Origin of the sequence: Pedobacter yulinensis (assembly GCF_003029735.1) — a bacterium.
GTDB lineage: Bacteria > Bacteroidota > Bacteroidia > Sphingobacteriales > Sphingobacteriaceae > Pedobacter > Pedobacter yulinensis.
The window spans coordinates 1098137-1121768 of record NZ_KZ686269.1; the positions used below are offsets into that span (position 1 = coordinate 1098137).

The following is a 23632-nucleotide window of genomic DNA, read 5'->3' on the forward strand; positions in this document are numbered from 1 at the left end:
TTTTTGTTTTCGTGCATTTTCTGATTCTTATTGTAAAATTTTGATCTCCTTTTGGGTCTACCGTAAAAAATTGCAATTTTTAGGGATTATTCATAACCCAAACAACCATTACAATGCGAAGAATACTGCTGCTGCTTTGCTGCTGCCTGGCCAGCCTGGCTTATGGGCAAAAAAAGCCACTCGACCATTCCGTTTATGACTCCTGGGAAGCGCTCGGCGAACGCCGCCTCACCAACGATGGGCACTGGTATTTTTATACCGTTACCCGGCAGCAGGGCGATGCTGTACTTTATGCAGGAAGCACAAACGGGCCGGTTAAAATAACGGTACCCCGGGGGGCTGATGCCGACTTCAGCGCCGATTCAAAATATCTTGCTTTCCTGATCAAACCACATTACAAAGACCTACGGCAGGCAAAAATAAAAAAGAAAAAACCGGCCGACATGCCAAAAGACAGCCTGGGCATTGTAACCCTGGGTGGGACGGCGATTGTCAAAGTGCCGCGCGTGCGAACCTTCAAGTTCGCCGATAAAGGCGGTGCTTTCCTGGCTTACCAGCTTGAACCAGCTGCCGATACCGCAAAAAAAGCCCCCACCGAAGACCCCAAGAAGAGCAGCGGCCGCGAATCAAGTGATCTTGTTTTAAGGAACCTGGCTGCCGGTACGCTGCGCACTTTCCGTTCGGTAGCCGGTTATGCATTCAGCAAAGACGGTAAACAGCTTGTTTACGCGGTTCAGGGTTCGCCGAAGACACCCGAAGTCAAAGCGGGTGTTTTTTTGCATAACCTGGAAAAGAATACCGCCCGCACGCTGGTTGCCGGCAAAGGCAATTTCAGTAACTTCGTTTTTGACGAAGAGGGCGAAAATATTGCCTTTACAGGCGAAACCGATCCCGAGAAAAAAGAGACCAAAAACTTCAGGATCTACTTTGCCTTTCCGGGTTCAGACACAGCGCAGGTCCTGGTAGAGGGCGACATGCCCGGGATCCCGCCTAAATGGTCGGTTAGCGGCGAGGCAAAGATCGGCTTCAGCCAGGATGGCAACAAGTTGTTTTTCGGTATCGCGCCCGACCGTAAGCCCAAAGACACGACGATCATCGAGTCTGAGGTAGCCAAGCTCGACATCTGGGGTTATAAGGACGATTACCTGCAACCTATGCAGCTTAAAAACGCCGATCGGGAAAGCAAACGCAGTTTCCTGAGCGTGATAGACGTTTTCAACAGTAATCCGAAGGTTATCAGGCTTACAGATGAACGGCTGCCCGATGCCCAGCTGGCAGACCGGGGCAATGCGCCTTTTGTTCTGGCTTCAACTGATTTCGGACGGCGCGCCCAGCAGCAGTGGCTCGGTGGGACCAGTCGCGATTATTACCTGGTCAGCACCACCGACGGCAGCCGCAAAAAAATTATTGACGATCTGAGCGGCAGTGCAGAGGTCTCACCCAACGGGCAGTATGTGGTCTATTTTGACCGCCGCAAAGGAAACTGGTACAGCTACATCATCAAGACCGGCCAGGTTGTGCAGCTGAATGCGGGCATGGTAGAAAAGTTCGCAGACGAGCTGAACGATGTACCCGACGACGCACAGAGCTATGGGCTGGCAGCCTGGACCGAAGACGACAGATCGGTATTGATTTACGACCGCTACGATATCTGGTCTTTCGCTCCTGACGGAAAAAGCAAGCCGCGCAACCTGACCAATGGTTTCGGCCGTGCCAATGGCCTCAGCTTCCGTTATGAAAACAGGAATGGCCGTTTTAGCCGCCTGAACCTGCCTTTTGGCCCGGGATCAGACGAAGACAGGTTTTTGAAGAGCAAGCAGCATATTTATGTCAGCGCCTTCAGCGAAAAAACCAAGGAGAATGGCTTTTACCGCGTCAACACCGGAACTGCAAAAGATCCCGAGCTGCTGCTAATGGGGAAATTCAAATATTCTCCGCTTACGAAGGCGAAAGACGCAGAACTGTACCTGTTTGACAAAGGCAATTATATGCAATCGCCAAATCTCTATTTCACAACCGACCTTAAAACTGAAACCAAACTTAGCAATACCAATCCGCAGCAGGCCAATTATAATTGGGGCACCGCAGAACTCGTTCACTGGACCACACCTAAAGGTTACAAATCTGACGGTATCCTGTACAAACCGGAGAACTTTGACCCGTTAAAGAAATACCCGATGATCGTGTATTTCTACGAAAAACTTTCCGAAACCCTGTACAGTTACCAACCGCCTGCGCCTACTCCTTCCCGCCTGAATATTCCGTTTTTCGTCAGCAACGGATACCTGGTGTTTGCACCGGATATCAGCTACGAGATTGGACAGCCAGGTCCTTCTGCGGTTGAGTTTATCAATTCGGGTGTAGAAAGCCTGAAAAAGAACAGCTGGGTAGACGGTACCAAGATCGGTATTCAGGGCCAGAGCTGGGGTGGTTACCAGGTAGCCTACCTGATCACCCAGAATGACATGTATGCCGCAGCATGGGCAGGCGCACCTGTAGCCAACATGACTTCGGCTTACGGCGGCATTCGCTGGGAAAGCGGTATGAACCGGCAGTTTCAGTATGAGCGTACACAAAGCCGTATCGGCGCAACACTCTGGGAAAAACCGGAACTGTACATACAGAACTCACCATTGTTTATGCTCCCTAAAGTCAATACCCCATTGGCCATCATGGCGAACGATGCTGACGGAGCAGTGCCATGGTACCAGGGCATTGAACTTTTTACCGGTTTAAAACGACTCGGCAAACCGGTGTGGCTGCTGAATTACAACGGTGAGGCGCACAATCTTGTAGAAAGACAGAACCGAAAGGACATCCAGATCCGCGAGCAGCAATTTTTCGATTACTACCTGAAGGGTGCAAAAGCGCCGCTCTGGATGACCGGCGGCATACCAGCCACCGAAAAAGGCCGAAGCTGGGGTTTTGAACTTACAGACGATAAACCATAACCTGAACTCCGGCCCCGGGCCGGAGTTTTTATTTTTTCTATGGAACACCTCCTAGCACAGTACAGCACCTTCCGTGAACCGGCACTCACCGACCGCTTTTTCAAACACGCTGCCCTGCAGCCCTTACTCGATCGTTTGCCGCCGGCATTCAGTGTTGAAGAAATCGGACAATCTGCCGAGGGCCGCAGCCTGCGACTGGTCTCGTGGGGGAACGGCCCCGTGAAGATTTTTCTCTGGAGCCAGATGCATGGTGATGAAGCGACAGGAACGATGGCCATGTTTGACCTGTTCAGGTTTCTTGACCACCCTGCATTCAAAGAGGAATGGAAACAAATACAGGAACACTGTACCCTGCTCCTGCTGCCAATGGTCAACCCCGATGGCGCCGAACGTTTTACACGCCGGTCAGCGCAGGGAATCGACATCAATCGAGATTACCTACAAACGGTCACTGCCGAGGCCCGCGTGCTGAAAGCAACGCGTGAACGCCACACGCCCGACTATGGTTTTAACCTGCATGACCAGTCTACCCTTTGGAGCGTTGCCGCAACGGGCAAACCAGCCAGCCTCTCCTACCTGGCTCCGGCAGACACGCCCGGGCTTACTTTCGGCCCGGCCCGGACCAGGGCTGCCGCTGTCATTGCCCAGATGTACAGCCGCATCTCGCCTTTAGTGCCTGACCAGATCGGGCTTTTTGACGACAGCCACGAACCGCGCGCATTTGGAGACAACTTTCAACAGGCCGGTATGGCAACCATTCTCATCGAGGCCGGCGGACTGCAGCGGGACCCTGAAAAACAGCGCCTGCGCGAATATTATTTTCTTTCGATACTGGCAGGGCTGCAGGCTATTGCAGGCGGAGTGAGCCCCGGAAATGCGCTGGACCGTTATTTTGAAATTCCAAAAAATTCCGAGACCCTCATGCATGTCATGCTGCGCAGGGTGCAGGTGAACGGAGTCGTTGCCGATATCGGACTCAATTACCAGGAGATTCCCGAGCACAACGCAGCGACCACAGCACAGTTTTACCAGGTCAAAGACCTCGGCGATCTGCATAGCTACCAGGCTTATGAGGAGATAACCGGCGAAGCGCTCCGCATTGCGGTACCGGTGCATGTTGAAAGCGAGGCCGATTTCGACCTGCATGACGGAGAACGGATTATTTTGTCGTTCAGAAAAGGCCGGAGAAACAAAAATTTTATACTTTCATAGCTTTAAAACAAACATTCTATGGCATTAAGCAGGATATGGTCTGCCTTCATTATTGTGGCGATCGTTGTGGCGGGAATCAAGTGCTTCTTTTTTGGTCAGAGCGACATTTTCAACTGGATGGTCGTGGGCAAGGCAGATGATGCTGCCAATCCGCTTAAAATGGATGGTGTAATTGAGACCTGCTGGACAGCAGTAAATATTTGCCTGAAACTGATCGGGATCATGGCGCTGTTTATGGGGTTCATGAGCATTGCCGAGCGCGCCGGGGGCATCAGGCTTCTATCAAGGATCATCAGTCCCTTTTTTTCCAGATTATTTCCTGAAATACCCAAAGGGCATCCGGCCACGGGGCACATGGTTATGAACTTTTCGGCCAACCTGCTCGGACTCGACAATGCGGCTACGCCCTTCGGGCTAAAAGCGATGGAAAGCCTGCAGGAGCTAAACAAGGACAAGGAAACCGCGTCCAATGCGCAGATTATGTTTCTTTGCCTGCATGCTTCGGGCCTAACGCTGATTCCGGTCAGCATCATTGCCGTTCGTGCTTCGCTGAACGCGGCAAACCCGACCGATATCTTCATTCCCTGCATGATCGGAACATTCATTACCACCATGGCCGCCATGCTGATCGTTTCTTACAAGCAGAAAATTAGGGTTTTCCAGCCGGTTATCATGGCCTGGGTCCTGGGCATCTCGGCAGCCATCATGATGCTGGTGCTTTACCTGAACACGCTAAGCGCCGACGGCCTGCAATCCTTTTCAGGCATTCTGAGTAACGGTTTGATCCTGCTCATTTTCCTCCTGATCATTCTTGGTGCCGTCTACAAAAAAATCAATGTTTTTGAAGCCTTCGTAGAGGGCGCGCGCGGTGGTTTTGAAACCTCTGTAAAAATTATACCCTACCTGGTCGGCATGCTGATCGCCATCAGCCTGCTGCGTACCAGCGGCACTTTTGAGCTCATCATCAGCGGCTTTAAGTATGTTTTTACGGCTTTGGGTACAGATACCCGGTTCATTGATGGCATTCCAACGGCTTTGATCAAACCGCTCAGCGGAAGCGGTGCCCGGGGCATGATGATCAATACGATGACAACACACGGGGTCGACTCATTTGCCGGCAGGCTTTCTGCCACACTGCAGGGGTCTACAGATACAACATTTTACATTATCGCCGTCTATTACGGCGCCATCAGCGTCAGGAACACCCGCTATTCGGTCGGTGCCATGCTGCTTGCAGACCTGGTGGGGATCATTGCAGGTATATTCCTCGCGTATTTTTTCTTCGGCTAAAAGAAAAAATCCCCGGTTGTACTGACCGGGGATTTTTTTTGTGTGCGGTACTAGGGTTTATCCCACCAGACCCGCGCATTCAGGTCGTCGGCCCCTCCGTAGGGAAACGCCGAAACCGCGGCGTTGTAGTTGGCCGGATTGATACTTCTTTCCTGTGTACCATAGGCCTCTCTGCGGGGAATTCTGTCGCCGTTCGCTCCGGGAGCTGCAACCAGTGCAGGGTAACCGGTACGGCGCCATTCTGCCCAGCCTTCATAGCCATGCAGGAACAAGTGCAACCAGCGCTGGTAACCGATTTTACGCAGCGCATCAGCCGGCGTATATGCCACTTCGGCATTGGCCAGGTAAGCAGGCAGGTTTGTAACATCGTTGTTGTTCCACTGGCGAATTGAATATTCGACGGCGCGTTCGTAATTGGTGCGTGCCACTGCGTCACCACCGGTTATCCATCCTATTTTTGCTGCCTCGGCGAGCGCGAACAGGGCTTGGGCATAGGTAACCAGGTAAACCGGAGAATTCTGCTGACGCAGACCTGTTCCCAGCAACGATACCGTATTCGCATCGGCCGAATTGGCTACAGCCTTGCCATACTCCAGTCCAACGTAATTCCCGCTGTTGTTTTTATTTCCATAGACCGGCAGGCGCGGATCGTTCAGCGGAAGCATGTAATCTACAAGCGGCTTGCTCAGGGCAAACCAGTTCCGGCCAAGATTGGTAAACGAGTTATACCAATAATTCTGGTTGGCCGTATTGGCCAGGTGCGGGTAAGCCAGGTTATCCGTATTGCCGGTCATGATGCCATTGGCAAACGCTTTGTTAAATTCTGCACGGCCTTTATCAGGGTCCACTTTAGTTAAACGCAGGGCCATGAGCAGGTGAATCGTATTGCCCAGTTTTTTCCAGCGCGTCATGTCGCCGTTATACACGATGTCGTTCTTGATCGTTCCGGCTACAATAGCGGCATTTGCTTCGTCGAGCAACGTGAAAAGTGAATTGTAGATCGCCTGCTGTGAATCATACTTAGGTGTAAAGTTGTCAGCGCCTTTGAGCGCTTCGCTATAAGGCAGGTCACCCCAGCGATCGGTCATGTGCCAGAAGAAATAAGCTTTCAGAATTTTTGCCACAGCAAGCTGGTTGGCTGGCGCACCCTCGTCTGGCAGCAAACGCGAACTGTTGTTAATGACTTCCTGCAGGTTCATAAGCGGTCCCGCATACAAACCCGAAAAGCTAAAGTTAACCGTTACGTATCTGCTGTTTTCTGTGAACGAAGTATTCGATAGATACTGCGGGTAGTGTACACCGTATGGGCTTGAACTCATATCTGGCAGGTAAAATTCAGCGTTCGCGATAAGTTTGGTACCGGAAAGGATGGTCGGGGCATTCGGATCGATATTAAGTGAATCGTCGAACTTCGTACACCCGGAGCTCAGCATGCCCAGGATAAGGGGCACGCCGAAATATTTTAGTGATTTTTTCATGTTTCCTAATTAAAACGTAAGATTCAGGTTAAGACCGAATGAACGGACAGTTTGTAATTCGCCCTTTTCGATCCAACTGATGGCGGCACTTCCTGAAGACAGCTCTGAGGGGTCTATCCCTTTAGGGGCTTTTTGCCAGATCATAACCGGGTTACGCGCAATCACGGCTAGCTTGGCAGCACGGAACGGTGTTTTTTTCAGCAGATCGGCGCTGAGGTTATACCCCAGACTCACTTCCCTGAGTTTTACGAACGAAGCATCATACACCCATTCATCGTAAATTCTGGTGCCGATGGCATTGCGGTAATACGAGCGGGCGTCTACATAACCGTTAAATTCGCGCCCGCCAACATCGGTTGATACACCGTTGATGGTCTGGCGGGTGCCTGGCGCATAAATGCCGTTCATCCGCACGCCGCCACCGTTTGCCAGCGGCTCGCGCACATTGACGCCATTTTCATTCAGACCTGCTGTCTCCAGCGCCTGACCTGATTTAACTGCAAGCATCCGCGACCAGCTGAAAAATTTGCCGCCCTGCTGGAAATCGATTACGGCCGCCAGGTCAAAACTTCCGATCCTGAAATTGTTAACAAACCCGCCGGTAAACTGCGGCAGGACACTGCCAAAATCTTTGTTTGTTGCCGTTACAGGCAGGTTGTCAGCACCTAGAACATATTTTCCGGTAGCTGGGTCAACCTGGTACCCGGGTCCGACGAGGTTACCGAAAGAAGCACCCCTTGTCGAATTCAGGAACATGGTCTGGCTCGAATACAGATTCGCATCAAGCTCATAGACATCTACACCGGGGTAAAGATCGACCACCTTGTTCCTGTTCCGTGCCAGGTTGATGCTGGTGTTCCAGGTCAGGAATTTTGATTTGACGGGTAAGGCGTTCAGAGAAAGCTCGATGCCTTTGTTTTCAATAAGACCGGCATTGACGATGGTGCGGTCAAATCCGCTCGCTCCGGAAACAGACAGGTTAATGATCTGGTCTTTGTTGCGCTGCATGTACCAGGTAAACTCGAGCCCAAGGCGATCCCCAAAGAATTTAAGGTCTGTTCCAACTTCAAACGCCCTTGCAAAGGCAGGTTTGATATTGGGGTTTTTCAGCAAGTCGGGCACCAGGATGGTATTGATAGACGAAGTATTGGTCTGGTAAACGCTGCCGAGGCCGTACGCCATCAGGATCTGGTAAGGATCGAGGTCAGAACCGGCAATTGCATAGCTGGCGCGGAGCTTTCCGAAAGAGAGAGGCTCCCATTTCAGCAGCTCGCTGAACATCATACTGCCCGATACTGAGGGATAAACGTACGAATTGTTGTTCGACGGCAGCGTGGAAGAAACATCATTTCTGATGGATGCATCCAGAAAATAAATGTCCTTAAATCCTACCGAGGCCATGGCGTACGCGCTGCGCACGTGTTTGCGGCGCCGGCCCGATGTGCTGACCGGCCGGTCAACGGAGGCTGCAATGGTATAGAGGCCAGGACTCGACAGTCCGCCTACGGTAGCCTGCGAGGTAAAATCAAAATTCAGGGTGTATAAGTTTGCGCCAGCATTCAGGTTCAGCGACATGTCGCCGAACTTTTTCTGAAACTCGGCAAGGAACTCGTAGTTATTTTCTGTGTTCTGGTATTTATTCACAGAATAACCATCCAGCAAACGGCCTCCGGCGGCTTCCTTGTGCGAAATGTTCTGTGTGTACATGTCTGAACGTACAAAACCGCTCAGTTTCAGAGAAGGCAGCACCTGGTAACTGAGGTTGATATCGCCAAAGAGCCGGTCCCTGCTGTCATTGTTAAGCGATTCATAAGCATCGAAGAACGGATTATTCCAGTCGCTGGGACGGTTGTTTGTAATGATGCCTGCCGAAGTCGGGTTAACATTCCAGTTCATAATCGTCCCGTCAGGATATTTGTAGCTGCGGAGGCGATTGATATCCAGATTGCGCTGAAACCACTGCACAGCACCTGTAAAAGAACCCTGGTATCCCTGGGTGGGGCGTTGTCCTTCGTTGTTGGCATAATTGGCATTGATGCCGAGTTTCAATTTTTCTGCAAGATCAAAACTTCCGGCAAAACCCAGGTTGTTGCGTTTCAGCCAGGTGTTGGGGATGGTGCCATTAATATAGGCGTTGTTGTAGCTGACGCGGTAGTTTGATTTCTCGGTATTTCCGGTCAGTGAAATTCCATTGTTCACGTTATGACCGGTCTCGAAAAAGTCCTTGATATTATCAGGCTGTGGTACAAAAGGTGTGAGCTGGCCGAACTGGGGATCTTGCGGATAAAAACTGTAATACATGCGAACCGGGGTACCATCCATTTTCGGGCCCCAGCTTTCGTCGTTTCCGTTCACATATTTCTGGCCATTGGCAAGTGTCAGGAAGGTCTGGTTGTTACCCACGCCATAAATGTTCTGCAGGGGCATGAAGTTGCCGACACGTTCCTGCATGTAAGAGGTGTTCAGGTTAACGGATACCTTTTTGGCGCCGCGGCTTCCTTTTTTGGTTGTGATGAGGATTACGCCATATTGGCCGCGTATCCCGTAAAGTGCCGAGGCGGCCGGCCCTTTCAGCACGTTAACCGATTCGATGTCTTCCGGATTGATGTCCTGCGACACATTTCCATAATCAACGCCATTGGCATCGCCGCCAAAATTATTTTGCGCAATCGGTGTACCGTCTACAACCATCAGCGGGCTTCCGTTGCCGGTAATGGAATTGACGCTTCTGATCTTGACTTTTTGCGTACCGCCCATACTGGCTCCAGATGAGCCGGTCACCTGAACACCTGAAACTTTCCCGGCCAGCGAGCCGATAACATTCTGCTCTTTAGTAAAGGTCAGGTTCTCGCCCTTTACCTGTTGCGCGGAGTAACCAATGGAACGTTCTTCCCGGCGTATACCCAATGCCGTAACAACGACTTCAGAAAGTTCCGTGTTGCTGGAACGCATGGCAACGCTGATCTGCGTGCGTGTTCCTGCGGGAATTTCCTGACTGAGATAACCGACTGAACTGAAGACCAACACGGCGCCATTGGCGGAGGTGATAATGGAATAGGTGCCGTCTGGCTGGGATGAGACGCCGCTGGTGGTTCCTTTAACCACTACGCTCACCCCTGGAATGGCTTCGCCGGTTTCCGCATCGGTAATTTTGCCCCGAATGGTTTGCTGGGCAAAAGTGGTACATGCGAAAAGCAGAAAAACCAGAAAAAGGGTACTTTTTCTGTTCATAGTTTGTTCTGTTTAGTTGATATTAGATGCAAACAAGATACACAAAATCAACTAAAGGAACCTTTGAACAGGGAAAATGGAGAAAAAATTATGCGGTTTTACCGGTTTTTTCTGCCGGATTGTGCAGGATACCAATGATTTGATCAATGGCTTCCTCTTCGATCCCGGCCGATTTAGAGGTTTTCCATTTTTCTGCTTTTTCGTCCATCCACACACAAAAAGAATGGTAACCTTCCAGGATTACCGCATAAGTTTCATGGAAATCGTCCTGAATTTTCATGCAAAAGCCTTTAAAAGGCTTACCCTTTACATCAAATTGTAAGGGAAAATAGTTGCTCAACATGCTCATACATTTGGTCTTAGTTATAACAAATTTGGCGATGAGATGTTTGGCGGGGATTAGGGCAATGTTAAATTTTTTAAGCATTTGTTCTGCGATTGAGCTGCCGACGCCTGAAAAGGCCGGACCGCCGCCCAACTCATTCAGAACACGCCTGTAAGATGGGTTAGCCGGCAATCGAAAGCGTGATAACACCCGCCTGCTCGCAGGCACAGGGCAGCTGCAGATTATTTTGAATAAGATTTCATTTTATTCGGCTCCAATGGTACATTTGCTTAATTTTAATCAATCTAAATAAAGATTGAATTACCAGATAAAAGTATTCAGATATGAAAAAACCGGTATTATTTATTTTGCTGTTAATGTTTGGCTGCGTACAGGCTTTTGCACACGCCCTTTGGATCGAAACGAAAACCAGAGGAACAAAAGGACAGAAACAAGACGTGAAAGTCTTTTTCGGGGAATATGCAGACAATGAACGGGACTCGACCGCGAAATGGTTCAGCAACCTGCGCAGTTTCGAACTTGCATTGACAGGTCCTGACGGCAAACGGGTCATCCTGCCTACGACTCAGGAAACCGGATTTTACAGTGCCTCGTTTACGCCTGAGAAAGACGGCCTTTACACCTTGAGTATTGTGCATGAAGTAGCAGACGTTTACAATGCAGGCAAATTGCAGTATTACGCGCTGGCCGATGTTCAGGTAGGAACCAAAGCCGGCAAGCACAGTTGTACAGCGCCTTTCGATATCACTGGCCTGGCTGGCGCAAAAGCGGGCAAGGATGCAAAACTGGCACTTCATTTTGACAAGAAACCGCTTGCAGCCCACCCGATTACCCTGGTAGCGCCGGGCGCCAAACCCGTCGAAATCAAGACAGGTACGAACGGTGAGGCGGCATGGAAACCCGTTGCCGGCGCCCATTTCCTGGAAGCCGTGCGCGAAGAAAAAAAGGCCGGAACTCACCAGGGTAAGCCCTATGAAACGATCTGGCATATGGTTACGCTTTTCACCGAAGTCGGCTAAATGATGATCGGGACAGCACCGGCGGCAAAAAAAACAGCGATTTCCGGCCTGCGCAGCCTTCTGCGCAGGCGAAAAAAATCGAAAAAATCTGCCTTCAGACGCATAACCGGCTGGCTTCACCTCTGGCTTGGACTTGCATCGGGGCTGATCGTTTTTATCATTTCTCTGACCGGCTGTTTATTCGTTTTTCAACAGGAGATCAACGAGCTTCTCTACCCCCAGGCTTTTTATGTTCAAACGCCGCCTTCCGGGCAGCAACCCTTGCCGCTGAACACACTCAAGGCTAACGCCGAGCGCGCACTTGGCGGCAATAAAAAGATTAGTTTCATAACCACCTTCAGGGACCCCGGACGCACCTGGCAGTTCGGGACCTACCAGGTCGGAGATCCCAATGCGGCAACCTATTTTGGAGTTATCGATTATTACGATATGGTATCGGTTGACCCCTATTCGGGCGAAGTGACGAAAGTCTTCGATTACAAGCACAATTTCTTCAACATTGTGAAGATGATCCACTGGAGCCTGCTCCTTAACGACAATCCGGGTCAGAAAATTGTTGGTGTGGCTACGCTCATCTTCATTGTGCTGCTTTTTACCGGCCTGATCATGTGGTGGCCAAAAAAATGGAACCGTGCCAACCGCGATAAAAGCTTCAGGATCAAATGGAAGGCCGGTTTCAAACGCTTAAATTACGACCTGCACAATGTGCCTGGTTTTTACGCGATGCTGGTTGCCCTAGTGCTCGCGCTGACCGGGTTGGTATGGGCGTTCCAATGGTTTCAGCAGACCGTGTATGTGGTTGCCTCTGGCAGCACAGCCCCGCCGGCAACGAGGCTAACTAAATCAGACTCGACCGCAGTGCCGGCAAGTGACCCGCTTCAGGCAGCCTTTACGCAGGCAGGGAAAATCTTGCCTGATGCAGACCGCATTGGCCTTTCGCCCGCTGCCCCGGGCAAAGAAGCGGTGATCTATGTGACCGGATACCGTGGCCTGGAAACGTACTATGATACCGACGAGCTGCAGTTCGACCAGTTTACCGGCAAATTGCTGGACCGCCGAAACTATAGCGAAAAAAATGCGGGCGAAAAGATCATTGGCATGAACTACGATATCCATGTAGGCGCCATCTGGGGCCTGCCAGGTAAAATACTTGCCTTCTGTGCCAGTTTCATTGCCGGCTCCCTTCCCATCACCGGGTTCATCATCTGGTGGGGCAAAAAGAAAAAGCGCCCCGCTTCCCGAATGGCGCAATAACGCTCATGTTGAACTGGCACCTTCCTTCATATTCCTCCTGGACCTGTGTTATACTTCATATCGTGGACCAGCAAGGCCCTTCGCCAGACTTGAGCTGATAAATCATTTTAATGCAATATTGTTGCAGTTGTAAAGAGAGCTAAACAATTGCAACAAAATTGCGTTTATATTTGGATTTATTTATCTGACATGAACAACATCTTACAGGCCGACCGCCTCGGCATCACCGCTTCAGGCCTATGCGCCATTCACTGTGCCGCATTGCCATTCGTTATGGGAATCCTGCCCTTGTGGGGCATGACTTTCCTGGCACACCCGGCGCTCGAAGCCGGAATGATCCTGCTCAGCCTGCTGCTTGCTTTGGGATCTATTCTTCATTCCTACCGGTATCACCACCGGCGGCCCTTACCCCTGCTGCTTGTGGGTGCCGGGTTCGCAGCCATAGCCAGCGGGCATCTGCTGGAGACGAGCCTGCCCGAAAGTGTGCTGGTCCCCGCCGGAGGAATCAGCATTGCCCTGGCGCATTTTTTTAATCTGCGGTTCAACAGGCAGTGCAAAGCGAAACTGGCGGTTCCTCAATCCACTAAACGCACCCGGTACATCCTCTAAGAAACGTATATTTGAGCCTTTAACCACAAGCATCCATGATTTCTATCCAGGGATTAACTTACCGGTACAAACAGGGCCCCACTTTGCAATTTGCAGACTGGCACCTGAAACAGCAGGAACAGTGGCTGTTACTAGGCGCATCGGGAAGCGGCAAAAGTACGTTGATCAACATCATGAGTGGCCTCCTGCGGCCGGAGAGCGGCCGGGTAGAAATTTCGGGCACTTCGCTTTACGGCCTAAGTGCACGTGAACTTGACCGTTTTCGGGGCCGGCACATCGGCATCGTTTTTCAGCGTCCGCACCTGGTACGCAGTCTCCGTGTGGCCGAAAACCTGGAATTGGCCCAGTCTATGGCCGGCCTGCGGTCTGATCGCAAGAGAATCGATCTTCTGCTGGGCGAACTGGGCCTCTCAGAAAAATCTGACCGCTACCCGGATGAGTTAAGTCAGGGCCAGCTGCAGCGCCTGTCGGTTGCGCGTGCGCTTGTTAACAAACCGCTGGTACTGATCGCTGATGAACCCACATCGAGCCTTGATGACCAAAATGCCGAGAGCGTGATCGCCCTGCTGCGCGAACAAGCTGCTGCCAACGAGGCTACCCTGCTGATTGCCACCCATGACAAACGTGTCAGGGACCACCTGAACAATGAATACATTCTCTGATGAATATCTTTCAAATAGCCGTTAAGAGCCTGCTTAGAAATAAACTGAGCACTTTCCTGAACATCGTTCTGGTGGCGTTCGGCATCGGTATCCTTTCTATCCTGCTGCTTGCATCGGCGCAGATCAGTGATAAGCTGGACAAAAATGCAAAAGACATAGACCTAGTCGTTGGCGCCAAGGGCAGTCCGCTGCAGCTCATCCTCAGCAGTATTTACCACATTGATTTTCCAACGGGAAACATACCTGCAGCAGAGGCCGATGCACTTGCCCGCAACCCGCTCGTAAAACAGGCTGTTCCGCTGGCGCTGGGCGACAATTACGCCGGGCACCGCATTGTGGGCACAAACGCTAAATTTATAAAACTGTACAATCTGCAGGTTGCATCAGGCAGGTTCTGGAAAGCAGACCTGGAGGCGACCATTGGCAGCCAGGTGGCGGCCGAGACAGGCCTTAAGGCCGGCGATAAATTTTATGGGGCGCATGGGCTCAGCAGTGAAGAAGATACACACCGGCACAACGCGTATACCGTTACCGGCGTTCTCGAACCTTCGGGCGGTGTAACAGATAACCTTGTGCTGACGAATCTGGGAAGTATCTACAAGATGCATGCACCTGAGGAACCGCATCACGAAGAAGCGGGAGAACATCCGGAAGAAGAGGCGGCACCCGAAGAAATTACAGCACTGCTGATCCAATACCGTTCTCCAATGTCGGTCGTGCTGTTTCCGCGCATGGTGAACCAGTCGACCAGCCTGCAGGCTGCATCGCCGGCCATGGAAAGCGCCCGCCTGTTCTCTCTCATCGGCGTGGGTGTCGAAACGCTTCAATGGTTTGCAGTGCTCATCATGGTCATTGCGGCGCTGAGTGTATTCATCAGCCTGTACAATTCAATGAAAGAAAGGAAGTATGACCTGGCAGTGATGCGCTGCCTGGGCGCCTCCCGGTACAAGATTTTTTTCCTCGTGGTCCTGGAAAGCCTTTTAGTAACCCTGGTGGGGTCTGTGGCAGGTCTCCTGATCGGCCATGGCGCACTTTTTCTTATCGGTCATTACCAGGAATCGTCCCAGGCCAGACTCGACCCGTGGTTTTTTGCTGCCGCAGAATGCTGGCTGCTCCTGGCCGGCATCGGCATTGGTCTGGTGGCCTCGCTGCTGCCTGCTCTTCAGACCTACCGGGCAGATGTGGCGCGCATCCTATCCAAAAATATGTAATATGAAAAGACCAACCGCGCTGCTGATTTGCCTGCTGCTGATCGCCTCAGGCCTGTCTGCGCAGGATATCCACACGGAGCTCATGACGCCGACCTGGAAAAAACTTGCGCTCAAACACGATAAACAGGTTGGCAAACTAAAGTGGGTTGCGGTATTTCCTGACGAATTGAAAGCGCTTGCAAATAAGCCGGTCGAGCTGCCGGGATATATCTACCCGACTAAGGCAACAGCTACGTTCTCCGAGTTCCTTTTGTCTGTGGTGCCGATCGCCCAATGCCCCTATTGCGGAACCGGCGATATTCCGGAAATGGTAGTCGTCAGGATGAAGCGCCCCATTGCCTTTGATGCCGAACCGGTCAGACTAAAAGGGCGGCTGCTTATTAACACGAGCGAAAACGGACAACCTGCTTTTACCCTCATCGAGGCTGAACTGAAATAGGAGCTCATAAAAATTAGGTATCTTTGTCTATATTTTTCAGGCATGAACACAGATCAGTTGAATCAGCATGAAGCGCTCCTGGTTAAGAACGGATTAAAAAAAACAGGAGCCCGTTTGCGGGTATTGGATATTCTTTCAGGCAGTGAGGCGGCAGCTTCCCAGCCAGATATAGAACATGTAGTTGGTAAAGACATTGACCGCGTAACCTTGTACCGCATCCTGAAAACATTCGAGGAAAAAGGAATCATACACCGCATTATTGACAACCAGGGAACTGCCAATTATGCGTTTTGCCACAACAATTGCAGCGAACACGCCCACCACGATGAACACCTGCATTTCAATTGCGTGAATTGCCAGAAAGTTTACTGCATCGATAATGCACATTTGCCGCATTTTAAATTGAATCTGCCCCCGGGTTTCAGCCTGCAGCAGCTCAGTTTTGTGGCAACCGGTCGCTGTGAGAATTGCAGCAAGCTTACCGAACAAAAATAACAACCTGGTTTATTGCTGGTTATGAACAGTAAAGTGATTTTAAAATCCTCTTGCCATAATCCGGTTCAAATTCTATATTTGCAGCACGTTTAGCCGGCGTATGCCGGCAAAGGCCTCGGTAGCTCAGTTGGATAGAGCAACGGTTTTCTAAACCGTGGGTCAGGGGTTCGAATCCCTTCCGGGGTACTGGTTAAAAACCCAATTAGGGTGAAAAGGGACTTTGGTTATTTCAGAGTCCTTTTTTTTGCCGACGTCCTCCCCTTACGCACCCACGTCAACCAATTCTTTGCGCGCCTGCGCTTCGCATCGAAGGCACCTTGCCTCAATCGGCATGGTTAGATAGAAACGCATGTATATTTGTTAATTCAGGAGTGCCCGGGCGGGCTACCGGTGCTGCGGCCGTTCGCTTCTTTCTAATGGCCCGACATCCCCTAGCCTGCCCCTTCAGATGCCCGCTCTCCCGCCTGTCAGGATACAAACGTCCAGCCTTGGGGCACAAAAAAGGCGCAAACACAGCAGGATTTCACGATTTCCGGTTTGTTATATACGGTAGTTCTGCCACTGTCGGCATACATAAGACATGCCGGCATCAACAGAACAACATGAAAACAGAATGTTCAACCACAAACAAAGCGGGCGGCTCTACACCGAAGTTTCAGCCAACTGGAACCTTGAATTGGCCGGCGAGCTGCTTTCTCCCGGCTTCACTTCGCATGACTGGCCGGCCGGCACACCAACCGGGCCGAAATTTTCCTGGCATTCTATGAACAGATCCGCTGGGCCCTGCCGGATGCCCGTTATGAAGTGGATGACCTGGTAGCCGAGCATGACAGGGTAGTTGTGCGCTGGCGGTTGCTGGGTACGCACGAAGGTCCATATCTTGGCATAGCCGCGACCGGGGAGCAAATTATCCTCTCTGGCATCGCCATTTACCGTTTGGAAAACGAATAGGTTGCAGCGGGCCGGGTGGTTACAGACCTGCACCGCCTGCTCGGGAAACTTCGCCAGTCGCCGCTTCATCAGGCCGGTGCATAGACTCGTCGGATTTAAATCGGGGCAAAGCCGGAAAGTACCCCCCCCGGTTGTAAAGCGCCGTTCTTATTTGTAATTTGCCCCGGTTAAACATTTGCCATGCTTGGAGAACTGAACAAACGAGAAATTATTGATTTGCTGGAAAGCCAGACCATTGGGCGACTGGGATGTCATGCCGGGGGCGAGACCTACATCGTGCCCGTTAGTTATGTGTACAGCGAAAATGCGGTTTACGCCCATTCTGGCGAAGGAAAGAAGGTGACCATGATGCGCGAATCGCCGAAGGTCTGTTTCCAGGTTGACGCCATTGCCAGCAGTTCCAGCTGGAAAAGTGTGATTTTATGGGGCACTTTCGAAGAGTTGTCTGGCGAGGAGCGGCAGCAGGCCATGCAGGGAATCATCAGGCGAATCATGCCCATTTCTGACCGGCCATTAGGCGGGCCGTCGCACGGCATTGATCCTGCAAAATATGATCGGCTGGTCGTTTACAAGATCCATATTACAGAAGGCACCGGACGTTTTGAGTCGCACGGTGAGCCCGACGAAACAGCCGTACCGTAAAAAGTCACCAGCCGGTTCGTTAATGAGCTTTTTGCCTGGTCAGCAACTCCATACCCAATTCAGTCACTTCCTCTGCAGCATTGGAGAGAATAACGATACCCATACCCCTGGAGGTATCGAGCCCCACAAAAGACCGGAAGCCACCCGTGCCCCCCGAATGATGCAGCAAGGAATGCCCCGACACGCTGTCGATGCGCCAGCCAAGCGCCATGCGCTGCTCGCCACCCGTAAATACAGCATGATGACTCAGCTCAATAGCCTTTTTCAAAGTACCCCCGGGTTTCAGCTGCGCCTGTGTATAAACGATCATGTCGTTCAAAGTAGAGCGGATGGCACCTGAACCCTGCAATGGTCCGAGATCCCAGGGTGGTACGCCCCTGCCGGTCTCGTTATGCCCTTGCGCCATATTCTGCAATTCAGCCGGTGTGAGACTGACCTTTGTCCTCATCATGCCTAATGGCCGGGCGATGCGCTCTTCAATCAGCCTGCCAAAGGTTTTGCCGCTTTGTCTTGCCAGGATGGTGCCCAGCAGCCCGGCGCCGAGGTTGGAATACGAAAACTTGGTGCCCGGCCCGACCGTTATGCGGTGGGTGCGCAGAAAGCGATAAAGCGAGTCTGCCGTGTAGTGTTTGTATGGATTGAGCGGATCGGCATTTCCTGTGAAAATGTTTTGCGGCAGTCGCGGCAGTCCGGACGTGTGGCTTGCCAGGTGCTTCAGAGTCACGGGAGTTCCGTGGTATTCGAGTTCGGGTATCGAATCCGGCAGGTAGCGGCTTACCGGGTCTTCGAGTTTCATGCGGCCCGCGGCCACCTCAATGGCCAGTAAAAGGGCTGTGAAGGTCTTTGTTACAGAACCAATCTCAAAGACAGTCACATCGGCATCCGGGAGTTTGCCGGCGCCAGCCGCCGTCGTACCATAGCTGTACCGCCTCACTCCGTCATTTCCAATCCATGCAATCAGAAGTCCCGCTGTATTTCCCTTCTGAATATAGGGCCGAGCCACCTTCTCGACCATCCGGTCAATGCTGTCTTGCAAGCGGTTGCTCGATTTAACAGCTTGCACCTTATCGGGAATAACGCGCGGGGCCGCCGCGAAATTAATCCGGCTCGCCCGGCCAGTTTGATCCAGCTTCAGGGAAAACAGGTAATCGGAATTTTCAAACTTACCGAGATAGTCGAATCCTTTTTCATTTGCATCTTTGTAGGCTACAGATTGCCAGCTGCCTGCCTTTGCGAAGAATTTATTCATTCCTTCTGCGAACTGGCCGGCAGTCATCTTTTTACGAAAGGACTCGGATGTCAGTTCATATATCTCGTGCGGCCGATGCCCATTGTAACTGGTGCGAATCCGGTTGGCGACGGAATCGTACAGCCGACGATTATGATCCTGGGCCGACGCCTGGAGGGCAAGGCTAAACAAAGAAACGGTCAGCAGTACAGACCTCAGCCACCTGTTGTTATTCATGACGATTGAATTGTTTTATCACTTTGATAACCAAATGAACGTTTTGTTACGACGCGCCACCCCAGGGCAACATGCAGGGTTGCCGGACCCTGGCAGCGCGCTAAGCCGCCGCATTTCACAGCGTTTATGTATTTTAGCCGCCTAAATGTTTGAAAAATGAGGTTTGCCCTACCAATCCGCGCCGTGCCGCTTTCAATGATATTTGTGTTGCTGTTTTCCTGCGGAGATCACAAAGCCGGCGGCTACGCCGCAGGCGCTGACACCGACACCAGCGGGGCCGCCGCAGTACAGCAGCCTGAACTTGCCGGCGCAATCGAACAGGGAGAGTTTACTTTTTTGCACCTGGATCAGGACGGAGATGACGACCTGCTGCTGCTCGTCGGGGAAGGCGACACGCTCGATATGATCTGCAGCCAGGTCGATATGCCGCAGCTCTACCGGGGCGACCGCGTTTCTGTACAATGGAACAATAAACGTTATGTACCTGCCGGCGATGCGCAAGCCGTTTCTGTCAGGCCCTTTGTTGCCTCGCTCCGGGTGCTTGCCAGCGGGCGATTGGGCAAACGGATGAAGCAGCAGCCCATCGAGCTGAAACTGACTGAGAAAGACAGTACCCTGTCAGACTGGGGAACCGAACAGATAAAAAATGCACTTCTTTTTTACCTTGCTAACATAAAAGACCCCGTCGTCAGACGCGTGGCAGACGCCACCACCACCCAGCCCATCGGTTTCAGCGCAAAAAAGACAGAGATCAACGGCGAACCGGTTTATGAAGTCGGCCTCAGCGCACCCGGGCACCCTGAACCCTATTTTAAAGTGGTGTATTACCTGCCCGAACACAAATTCGATATTTGGGAATATGGCCAGCTCGACCCTGCAGACGGCAGTTCGAACAAGGCTGACAGGCAATAACTATGACAACCCTGGCAGAAGCATATCCAGGTTCTGAAGCCCTGATTCGAAACCTTCCCTGAACCCCATGCCGATCATCGTTTCCAGGGCAGCGAGTTCCTCAAAGGCAATATCGATCTTCACCCTGGTACGGCCGGCCGAACTGTCGAAAACTGTTGACCAAAACGAAACGGGGCCATCGGTGCTGCTGCGCTGTTCGTCGGTAAAAGCACTGCTTCCTGAAAAGCCGCGTTCAGGTTCGATGCTGTTGTAATTAAAAATTGCCCAATGGCATTCACCTTCCGGTCCGACCATGGCATAATGCCAGAACCCATTTTTTTCAAACTTCATTTCGCGGGTGCGGGCCTTCCAGGGTTTCGGGGCCCACCACTTGTCAAGCAGATCAGGTTCAGTCCACGTTCTCCAGACCAACGGCCCTGAAGCATCAAAATGTTTCTCTACATAGATCATCCGCTTTTCTTTATCTGTGCGGAACTGAAAAGAATTTATCGTATTCATGGATTTTCTTGTTTTAATTCTGTTAACAGCTCGCCAAGCTGGTCAAAGCGGCTGGCCCAGATACTCCTGAAGGTTGCAATCCACTGTTCCAGTTCATCGAGCTTCTGCATCTCGAGCGTATAAGATACTTCGCGCCCGGTCCGCGTTTTTTTTACAAGGGCCGAATCGATTAGTACACCGATATGTTTGGCTACAGCCTGCTGGCTCATGTCAAAGTGTTCAGCCAAGGCATGCTGGGTAACGGTGCCGCCGGCAATCAGCAGGATCATTGCCCGGCGCGCCGGATCTGCTATTGCCTGGAAAATATCTCTCTTCATAAAAACAACCTAATGGTTGTAAATATAGGAAACCAGTATTTTAGATGCAACAAAAATTTAGGTCAGCATTCTTAAGGCGCCAGCGTTCATCTGTTGGCTTGTGCGTGTAGCCCGGGATGCCTATCTTTAGAAGACATCAAATTGTTAACAGCACGAACAGGCAAGCGATGAAAGACGGCGATGCGTTATCCTACCGGCGTTTACGCAAAATGGTCGGTGTGTTGGGGTTCTGTTTTCCCTTTGCGCTGGCGTTTGGCTCCCTCCTTTCAGGGGCCTGTACCGAACTGCAAAGTTCGATCAGCGGTTATTACCACACGAACATGCGCGACCTTTTTGTCGGCGTGCTGTGCGTGGTAGCCTTCTTTTTCTTCGCCTACCGGGCCTATAGTCTGGCAGACCGCCTGGCTGCAAAACTTGCATCGGTATTTGCGCTTGGAGTGGCTTTTTTTCCCACAGGCGCCATTCCGCCGTTCGACAGCTGCCGGCTCGAACCCTACAGGCAGGACAGCCTGACAGGATATATCCATTATGCTGCCGCGGCGCTGCTTTTTCTGGACATGGTTTACTTTTGCTTTTTCCTCTTTACCCGTTCCGCACCATCGGCCGGCACAACACCTGAAAAAAGGAAGCGAAACCGGGTATTCAGAACATGCGGGGCTATTATTCTGGTTTGTATCCTGCTCCTTGCGCTCTACTTTTCTACACTCGACAAATGCCCAGCCGTGGTTAACCTGAAACCTGTGCTGTGGCTTGAAGCAATTGCACTCATGGCCTTTGGCTGTTCCTGGCTGGTGAAGGGCGAATTGCTCCTGGCCGACAGAGGCCTGCATGCGGACGGGCGTTAATCCGACCAGCGAATTCTCCTGTTAAGATAAACGCATGATCAGACCTGCCTGGCGTGCGAGCTTTCGAGCAGTTGCCTCAGTTGCGCCGCACTGCAGGACAGTCCCTGCATACTGATCACGACCGGCGATCCCACCGTACCATTCTTAAGCGCAAGAAGGCGGCGTTTCCAGGAAACGGACTGTTGCCTCAGGTAGGCGAAAGGATCACTTAAAAAAACCACGATAAAATCCTGGCCGGCCAGGCGCACCTGCTCAATTTTTTCAACAGTGTTCCAATGGATAAAACCAGAATGGATCCCACCCGATGAATCGTAAAAACCTTCTGCTGTGATCACAAGGGCGGGCCGTCCGGCCATCAGTTTACTGAAGAGGAACAAGGAAAAAAGTCCGTTACCGACGAGAAAAAGAATGGCCAGAGCGCGCAGCAGTCCCGCCTCGCGGGGCAGGGTTGCGGCCTTTGCCATGAAGACAAGCGCAGCCGCAGCACCGGCAGCTACCGAAAGGGAAATAATTAACAGGACAATGAGTCTGAACTTTGAAAAAGATACGGTCTTCTCTTGAACAGCTGGCATGGGAAAATCACTTTGGTCTTACCTATAACTACTTTAACAGGTAAAGTGTTTCGTCCCACAACCGCATGGCGTTCTGCTGGTCGAGGGCGTAAGGGGCCACACCAATGTAATTATCAGGGCGTTGCGCCACTGTAATGGCTTCATTGCAATTTTCAAAATAGCGTCCGCCGACGCCTTCTACCAGCGGCGACACCGCCAGGAACACCGACGTTGCTGCCGCCTGTTCAACGGTTTTGAGGGGCTCGATGGGCGCATGCAATTGTCCGCCAATGTGTCTTGGCAGCCCTGTGGCTACTGCTCCGGGGTTCAGGGCATTTGACGTAATCCCCAAACCTTCCCACCAAATGGAAGAGGCCACGGCAAACAAGATATTGGCGGTTTTCGACTGCGCATAAGCCAGCCACGGATCATACGGCCGAAAAGCGAAATGAAGGTCATCAAAAACTACCGGTGAAAGCAGGTTGGCACTCGAGCTGACGGTTACAATCCGGGCCGATGCAGCATCTGCAAGGGCTTCCTGAAGACCCCAGGCGAGCGCAAAGTGCCCGAGGTAGTTCGTTGCAAACTGCATTTCCCAGCCCTCAGGACTAAGGGTCAGGTGAGGCAAGGCCATAATTCCTGCATTGTTGATCAGTATGTGCAGCGGCCCTTTCCATTTTTTGCAAAATGACTGAACCGACTTGCGGCTGTTTAAATCAAGTTCTGCCGCATGCACTGAACGGTTTCGCGTTTGCATGCGGATGCTTTCAGCAACCGTATTCCCCGCCCTGATGTTTCTGACTGCGAGCGTGACCGAGGCACCGGCAGAAGCCAGCACCCGTGCAATTTCCACACCAATGCCAGAACCGGCTCCCGTAACGATACAGCGCTTTCCACTCAGGTCCATGCCCTGAACAATTTCGTCTGCCCGTGTAGCAGCTGAATATGTAGAAAGAATCCTTTTCATAACCGAGGTTTCTTTCTGCGGTATATCGGCGAAACCCAAAGGCTCCCCTGTTGCAGAAATTTGATGTGTTGTGCCGCAAGATACGCGATCATGGGCGTAACCGGGCATGCGCAGGCAAAAAAATACCGGTCTATCACCATAACGTTACCCTGACGGGACAAGGTACCCGCAATACCTTGACGGGTCAGAGGCCTGCAAAAAAATTCCGCGCTCATGTTAGGGTTGATAAACCCCCTGTGTTGCTTCCGTAATAAATACCGCTGTCTGCCAGCACTGAAATTGCGGTC

General features: G+C 51.7%; 22 protein-coding genes and 1 tRNA gene. 14 read left to right on the plus strand and 9 right to left on the minus strand.

Translation table 11 applies throughout. The annotated features are described in order from the left end of the window. Positions 1–113: 113 nt before the first annotated feature. From C7T94_RS12255 to C7T94_RS12265, 3 genes are read left to right on the plus strand one after another with little or no spacing between them, the layout of a single operon-like run. Entirely contained in the window at positions 114–2951 is a 2838-nt protein-coding gene (locus C7T94_RS12255) for a S9 family peptidase (RefSeq protein WP_107215601.1), read from the plus strand. Between the two features lie 39 nt (positions 2952–2990). Further along, a complete protein-coding gene (locus C7T94_RS12260) occupies positions 2991–4163 on the plus strand; it encodes a M14 family zinc carboxypeptidase (RefSeq protein WP_107215602.1) in 1173 nt (390 codons plus the stop codon). Positions 4164–4181: 18 nt separating this feature from the next. Further along, positions 4182–5453: a nucleoside recognition domain-containing protein gene (locus tag C7T94_RS12265; protein ID WP_107215603.1), complete on the plus strand. Its 1272-nt coding sequence runs from the start codon at positions 4182–4184 to the stop codon at positions 5451–5453. A gap of 50 nt (positions 5454–5503) precedes the next feature. Here the strand turns inward: C7T94_RS12265 and C7T94_RS12270 are convergent, their stop codons facing one another. The 3 genes from C7T94_RS12270 to C7T94_RS19370 form a co-directional block, all read right to left on the minus strand. Then, positions 5504–6931 carry a SusD/RagB family nutrient-binding outer membrane lipoprotein gene (locus tag C7T94_RS12270; RefSeq protein ID WP_107215604.1) on the minus strand — a complete coding sequence of 476 codons (1428 nt, stop codon included), beginning with the start codon at positions 6929–6931 and terminating at the stop codon, positions 5504–5506. 9 nt (positions 6932–6940) lie between these two features. Continuing rightward, entirely contained in the window at positions 6941–10162 is a 3222-nt protein-coding gene (locus C7T94_RS12275; RefSeq protein WP_107215605.1) for a SusC/RagA family TonB-linked outer membrane protein, read from the minus strand. A gap of 88 nt (positions 10163–10250) precedes the next feature. Beyond that, positions 10251–10442, minus strand: coding sequence for a hypothetical protein (locus C7T94_RS19370; protein WP_162618668.1), 192 nt, complete (start codon positions 10440–10442; stop codon positions 10251–10253). Between the two features lie 389 nt (positions 10443–10831). Here C7T94_RS19370 and C7T94_RS12285 point away from each other — a divergent pair, with 389 nt between their 5' ends. From C7T94_RS12285 to C7T94_RS12320, 8 genes are all read left to right on the plus strand, one after another. Continuing rightward, a complete protein-coding gene (locus tag C7T94_RS12285; RefSeq protein WP_107215607.1) occupies positions 10832–11527 on the plus strand; it encodes a nickel transport complex protein, NikM subunit, transmembrane in 696 nt (231 codons plus the stop codon). Further along, the gene (locus C7T94_RS12290) at positions 11528–12781 is read left to right on the plus strand and encodes a PepSY-associated TM helix domain-containing protein (RefSeq protein ID WP_239495004.1); all 1254 of its coding nucleotides are present in this window, start codon (positions 11528–11530) and stop codon (positions 12779–12781) included. It begins immediately after the preceding gene. Between the two features lie 189 nt (positions 12782–12970). Next, on the plus strand, positions 12971–13390 hold the full coding sequence (locus C7T94_RS12295) for a MerC domain-containing protein (RefSeq protein ID WP_107215608.1): 420 nt from the start codon (positions 12971–12973) through the stop codon (positions 13388–13390). Between the two features lie 35 nt (positions 13391–13425). After that, positions 13426–14052, plus strand: a complete 627-nt coding sequence (locus tag C7T94_RS12300) for an ABC transporter ATP-binding protein (RefSeq protein WP_107215609.1) — start codon at positions 13426–13428, stop codon at positions 14050–14052. Beyond that, positions 14052–15263: an ABC transporter permease gene (locus C7T94_RS12305; protein ID WP_107215610.1), complete on the plus strand. Its 1212-nt coding sequence runs from the start codon at positions 14052–14054 to the stop codon at positions 15261–15263. Before C7T94_RS12300 ends, C7T94_RS12305 begins: the two co-directional genes overlap by 1 nt. Before the next feature lies 1 nt (position 15264). Beyond that, positions 15265–15702: a hypothetical protein gene (locus C7T94_RS12310; RefSeq protein ID WP_107215611.1), complete on the plus strand. Its 438-nt coding sequence runs from the start codon at positions 15265–15267 to the stop codon at positions 15700–15702. A gap of 42 nt (positions 15703–15744) precedes the next feature. After that, positions 15745–16197 (plus strand): Fur family transcriptional regulator, encoded by a 453-nt coding sequence (locus tag C7T94_RS12315; RefSeq protein ID WP_107215612.1) that lies wholly within the window; start codon positions 15745–15747, stop codon positions 16195–16197. 112 nt (positions 16198–16309) lie between these two features. Then, positions 16310–16383: transfer RNA gene (locus tag C7T94_RS12320), tRNA-Arg, on the plus strand. Between the two features lie 456 nt (positions 16384–16839). On the opposite strand, the gene C7T94_RS19770 is transcribed toward C7T94_RS12320, so the two are convergent. Next, entirely contained in the window at positions 16840–17217 is a 378-nt protein-coding gene (locus tag C7T94_RS19770; RefSeq protein ID WP_239495005.1) for a hypothetical protein, read from the minus strand. A 111-nt stretch (positions 17218–17328) separates the two neighbouring features. On the opposite strand from C7T94_RS19770, the gene C7T94_RS12335 reads away from it, so the two are divergent. Then, positions 17329–17790 (plus strand): pyridoxamine 5'-phosphate oxidase family protein, encoded by a 462-nt coding sequence (locus tag C7T94_RS12335; RefSeq protein ID WP_107215615.1) that lies wholly within the window; start codon positions 17329–17331, stop codon positions 17788–17790. Positions 17791–17809: 19 nt separating this feature from the next. Here the strand turns inward: C7T94_RS12335 and C7T94_RS12340 are convergent, their stop codons facing one another. After that, positions 17810–19255, minus strand: a complete 1446-nt coding sequence (locus tag C7T94_RS12340) for a serine hydrolase domain-containing protein (protein ID WP_107215616.1) — start codon at positions 19253–19255, stop codon at positions 17810–17812. 156 nt (positions 19256–19411) lie between these two features. Between C7T94_RS12340 and C7T94_RS12345 the strand changes: the two genes are divergently transcribed. Continuing rightward, positions 19412–20167: a hypothetical protein gene (locus C7T94_RS12345; RefSeq protein WP_107215617.1), complete on the plus strand. Its 756-nt coding sequence runs from the start codon at positions 19412–19414 to the stop codon at positions 20165–20167. Here C7T94_RS12345 and C7T94_RS12350 read toward each other — a convergent pair whose 3' ends face one another. Together C7T94_RS12350 and C7T94_RS12355 are read right to left on the minus strand one after the other, a co-directional pair. After that, entirely contained in the window at positions 20168–20665 is a 498-nt protein-coding gene (locus C7T94_RS12350; protein WP_107215618.1) for an SRPBCC family protein, read from the minus strand. Continuing rightward, on the minus strand, positions 20662–20982 hold the full coding sequence (locus C7T94_RS12355) for an ArsR/SmtB family transcription factor (RefSeq protein WP_107215619.1): 321 nt from the start codon (positions 20980–20982) through the stop codon (positions 20662–20664). The genes C7T94_RS12350 and C7T94_RS12355 overlap by 4 nt, the downstream gene beginning before the upstream one ends. Positions 20983–21149: 167 nt before the next feature. Between C7T94_RS12355 and C7T94_RS12360 the strand changes: the two genes are divergently transcribed. After that, entirely contained in the window at positions 21150–21827 is a 678-nt protein-coding gene (locus C7T94_RS12360) for a DUF998 domain-containing protein (RefSeq protein ID WP_162618669.1), read from the plus strand. A gap of 38 nt (positions 21828–21865) precedes the next feature. Here the strand turns inward: C7T94_RS12360 and C7T94_RS12365 are convergent, their stop codons facing one another. Next, on the minus strand, positions 21866–22399 hold the full coding sequence (locus C7T94_RS12365) for an STM3941 family protein (protein WP_107215621.1): 534 nt from the start codon (positions 22397–22399) through the stop codon (positions 21866–21868). Positions 22400–22427: 28 nt separating this feature from the next. Then, entirely contained in the window at positions 22428–23345 is a 918-nt protein-coding gene (locus tag C7T94_RS12370; protein ID WP_107216100.1) for an SDR family NAD(P)-dependent oxidoreductase, read from the minus strand. Between the last annotated feature and the right edge of the window lie 287 nt (positions 23346–23632).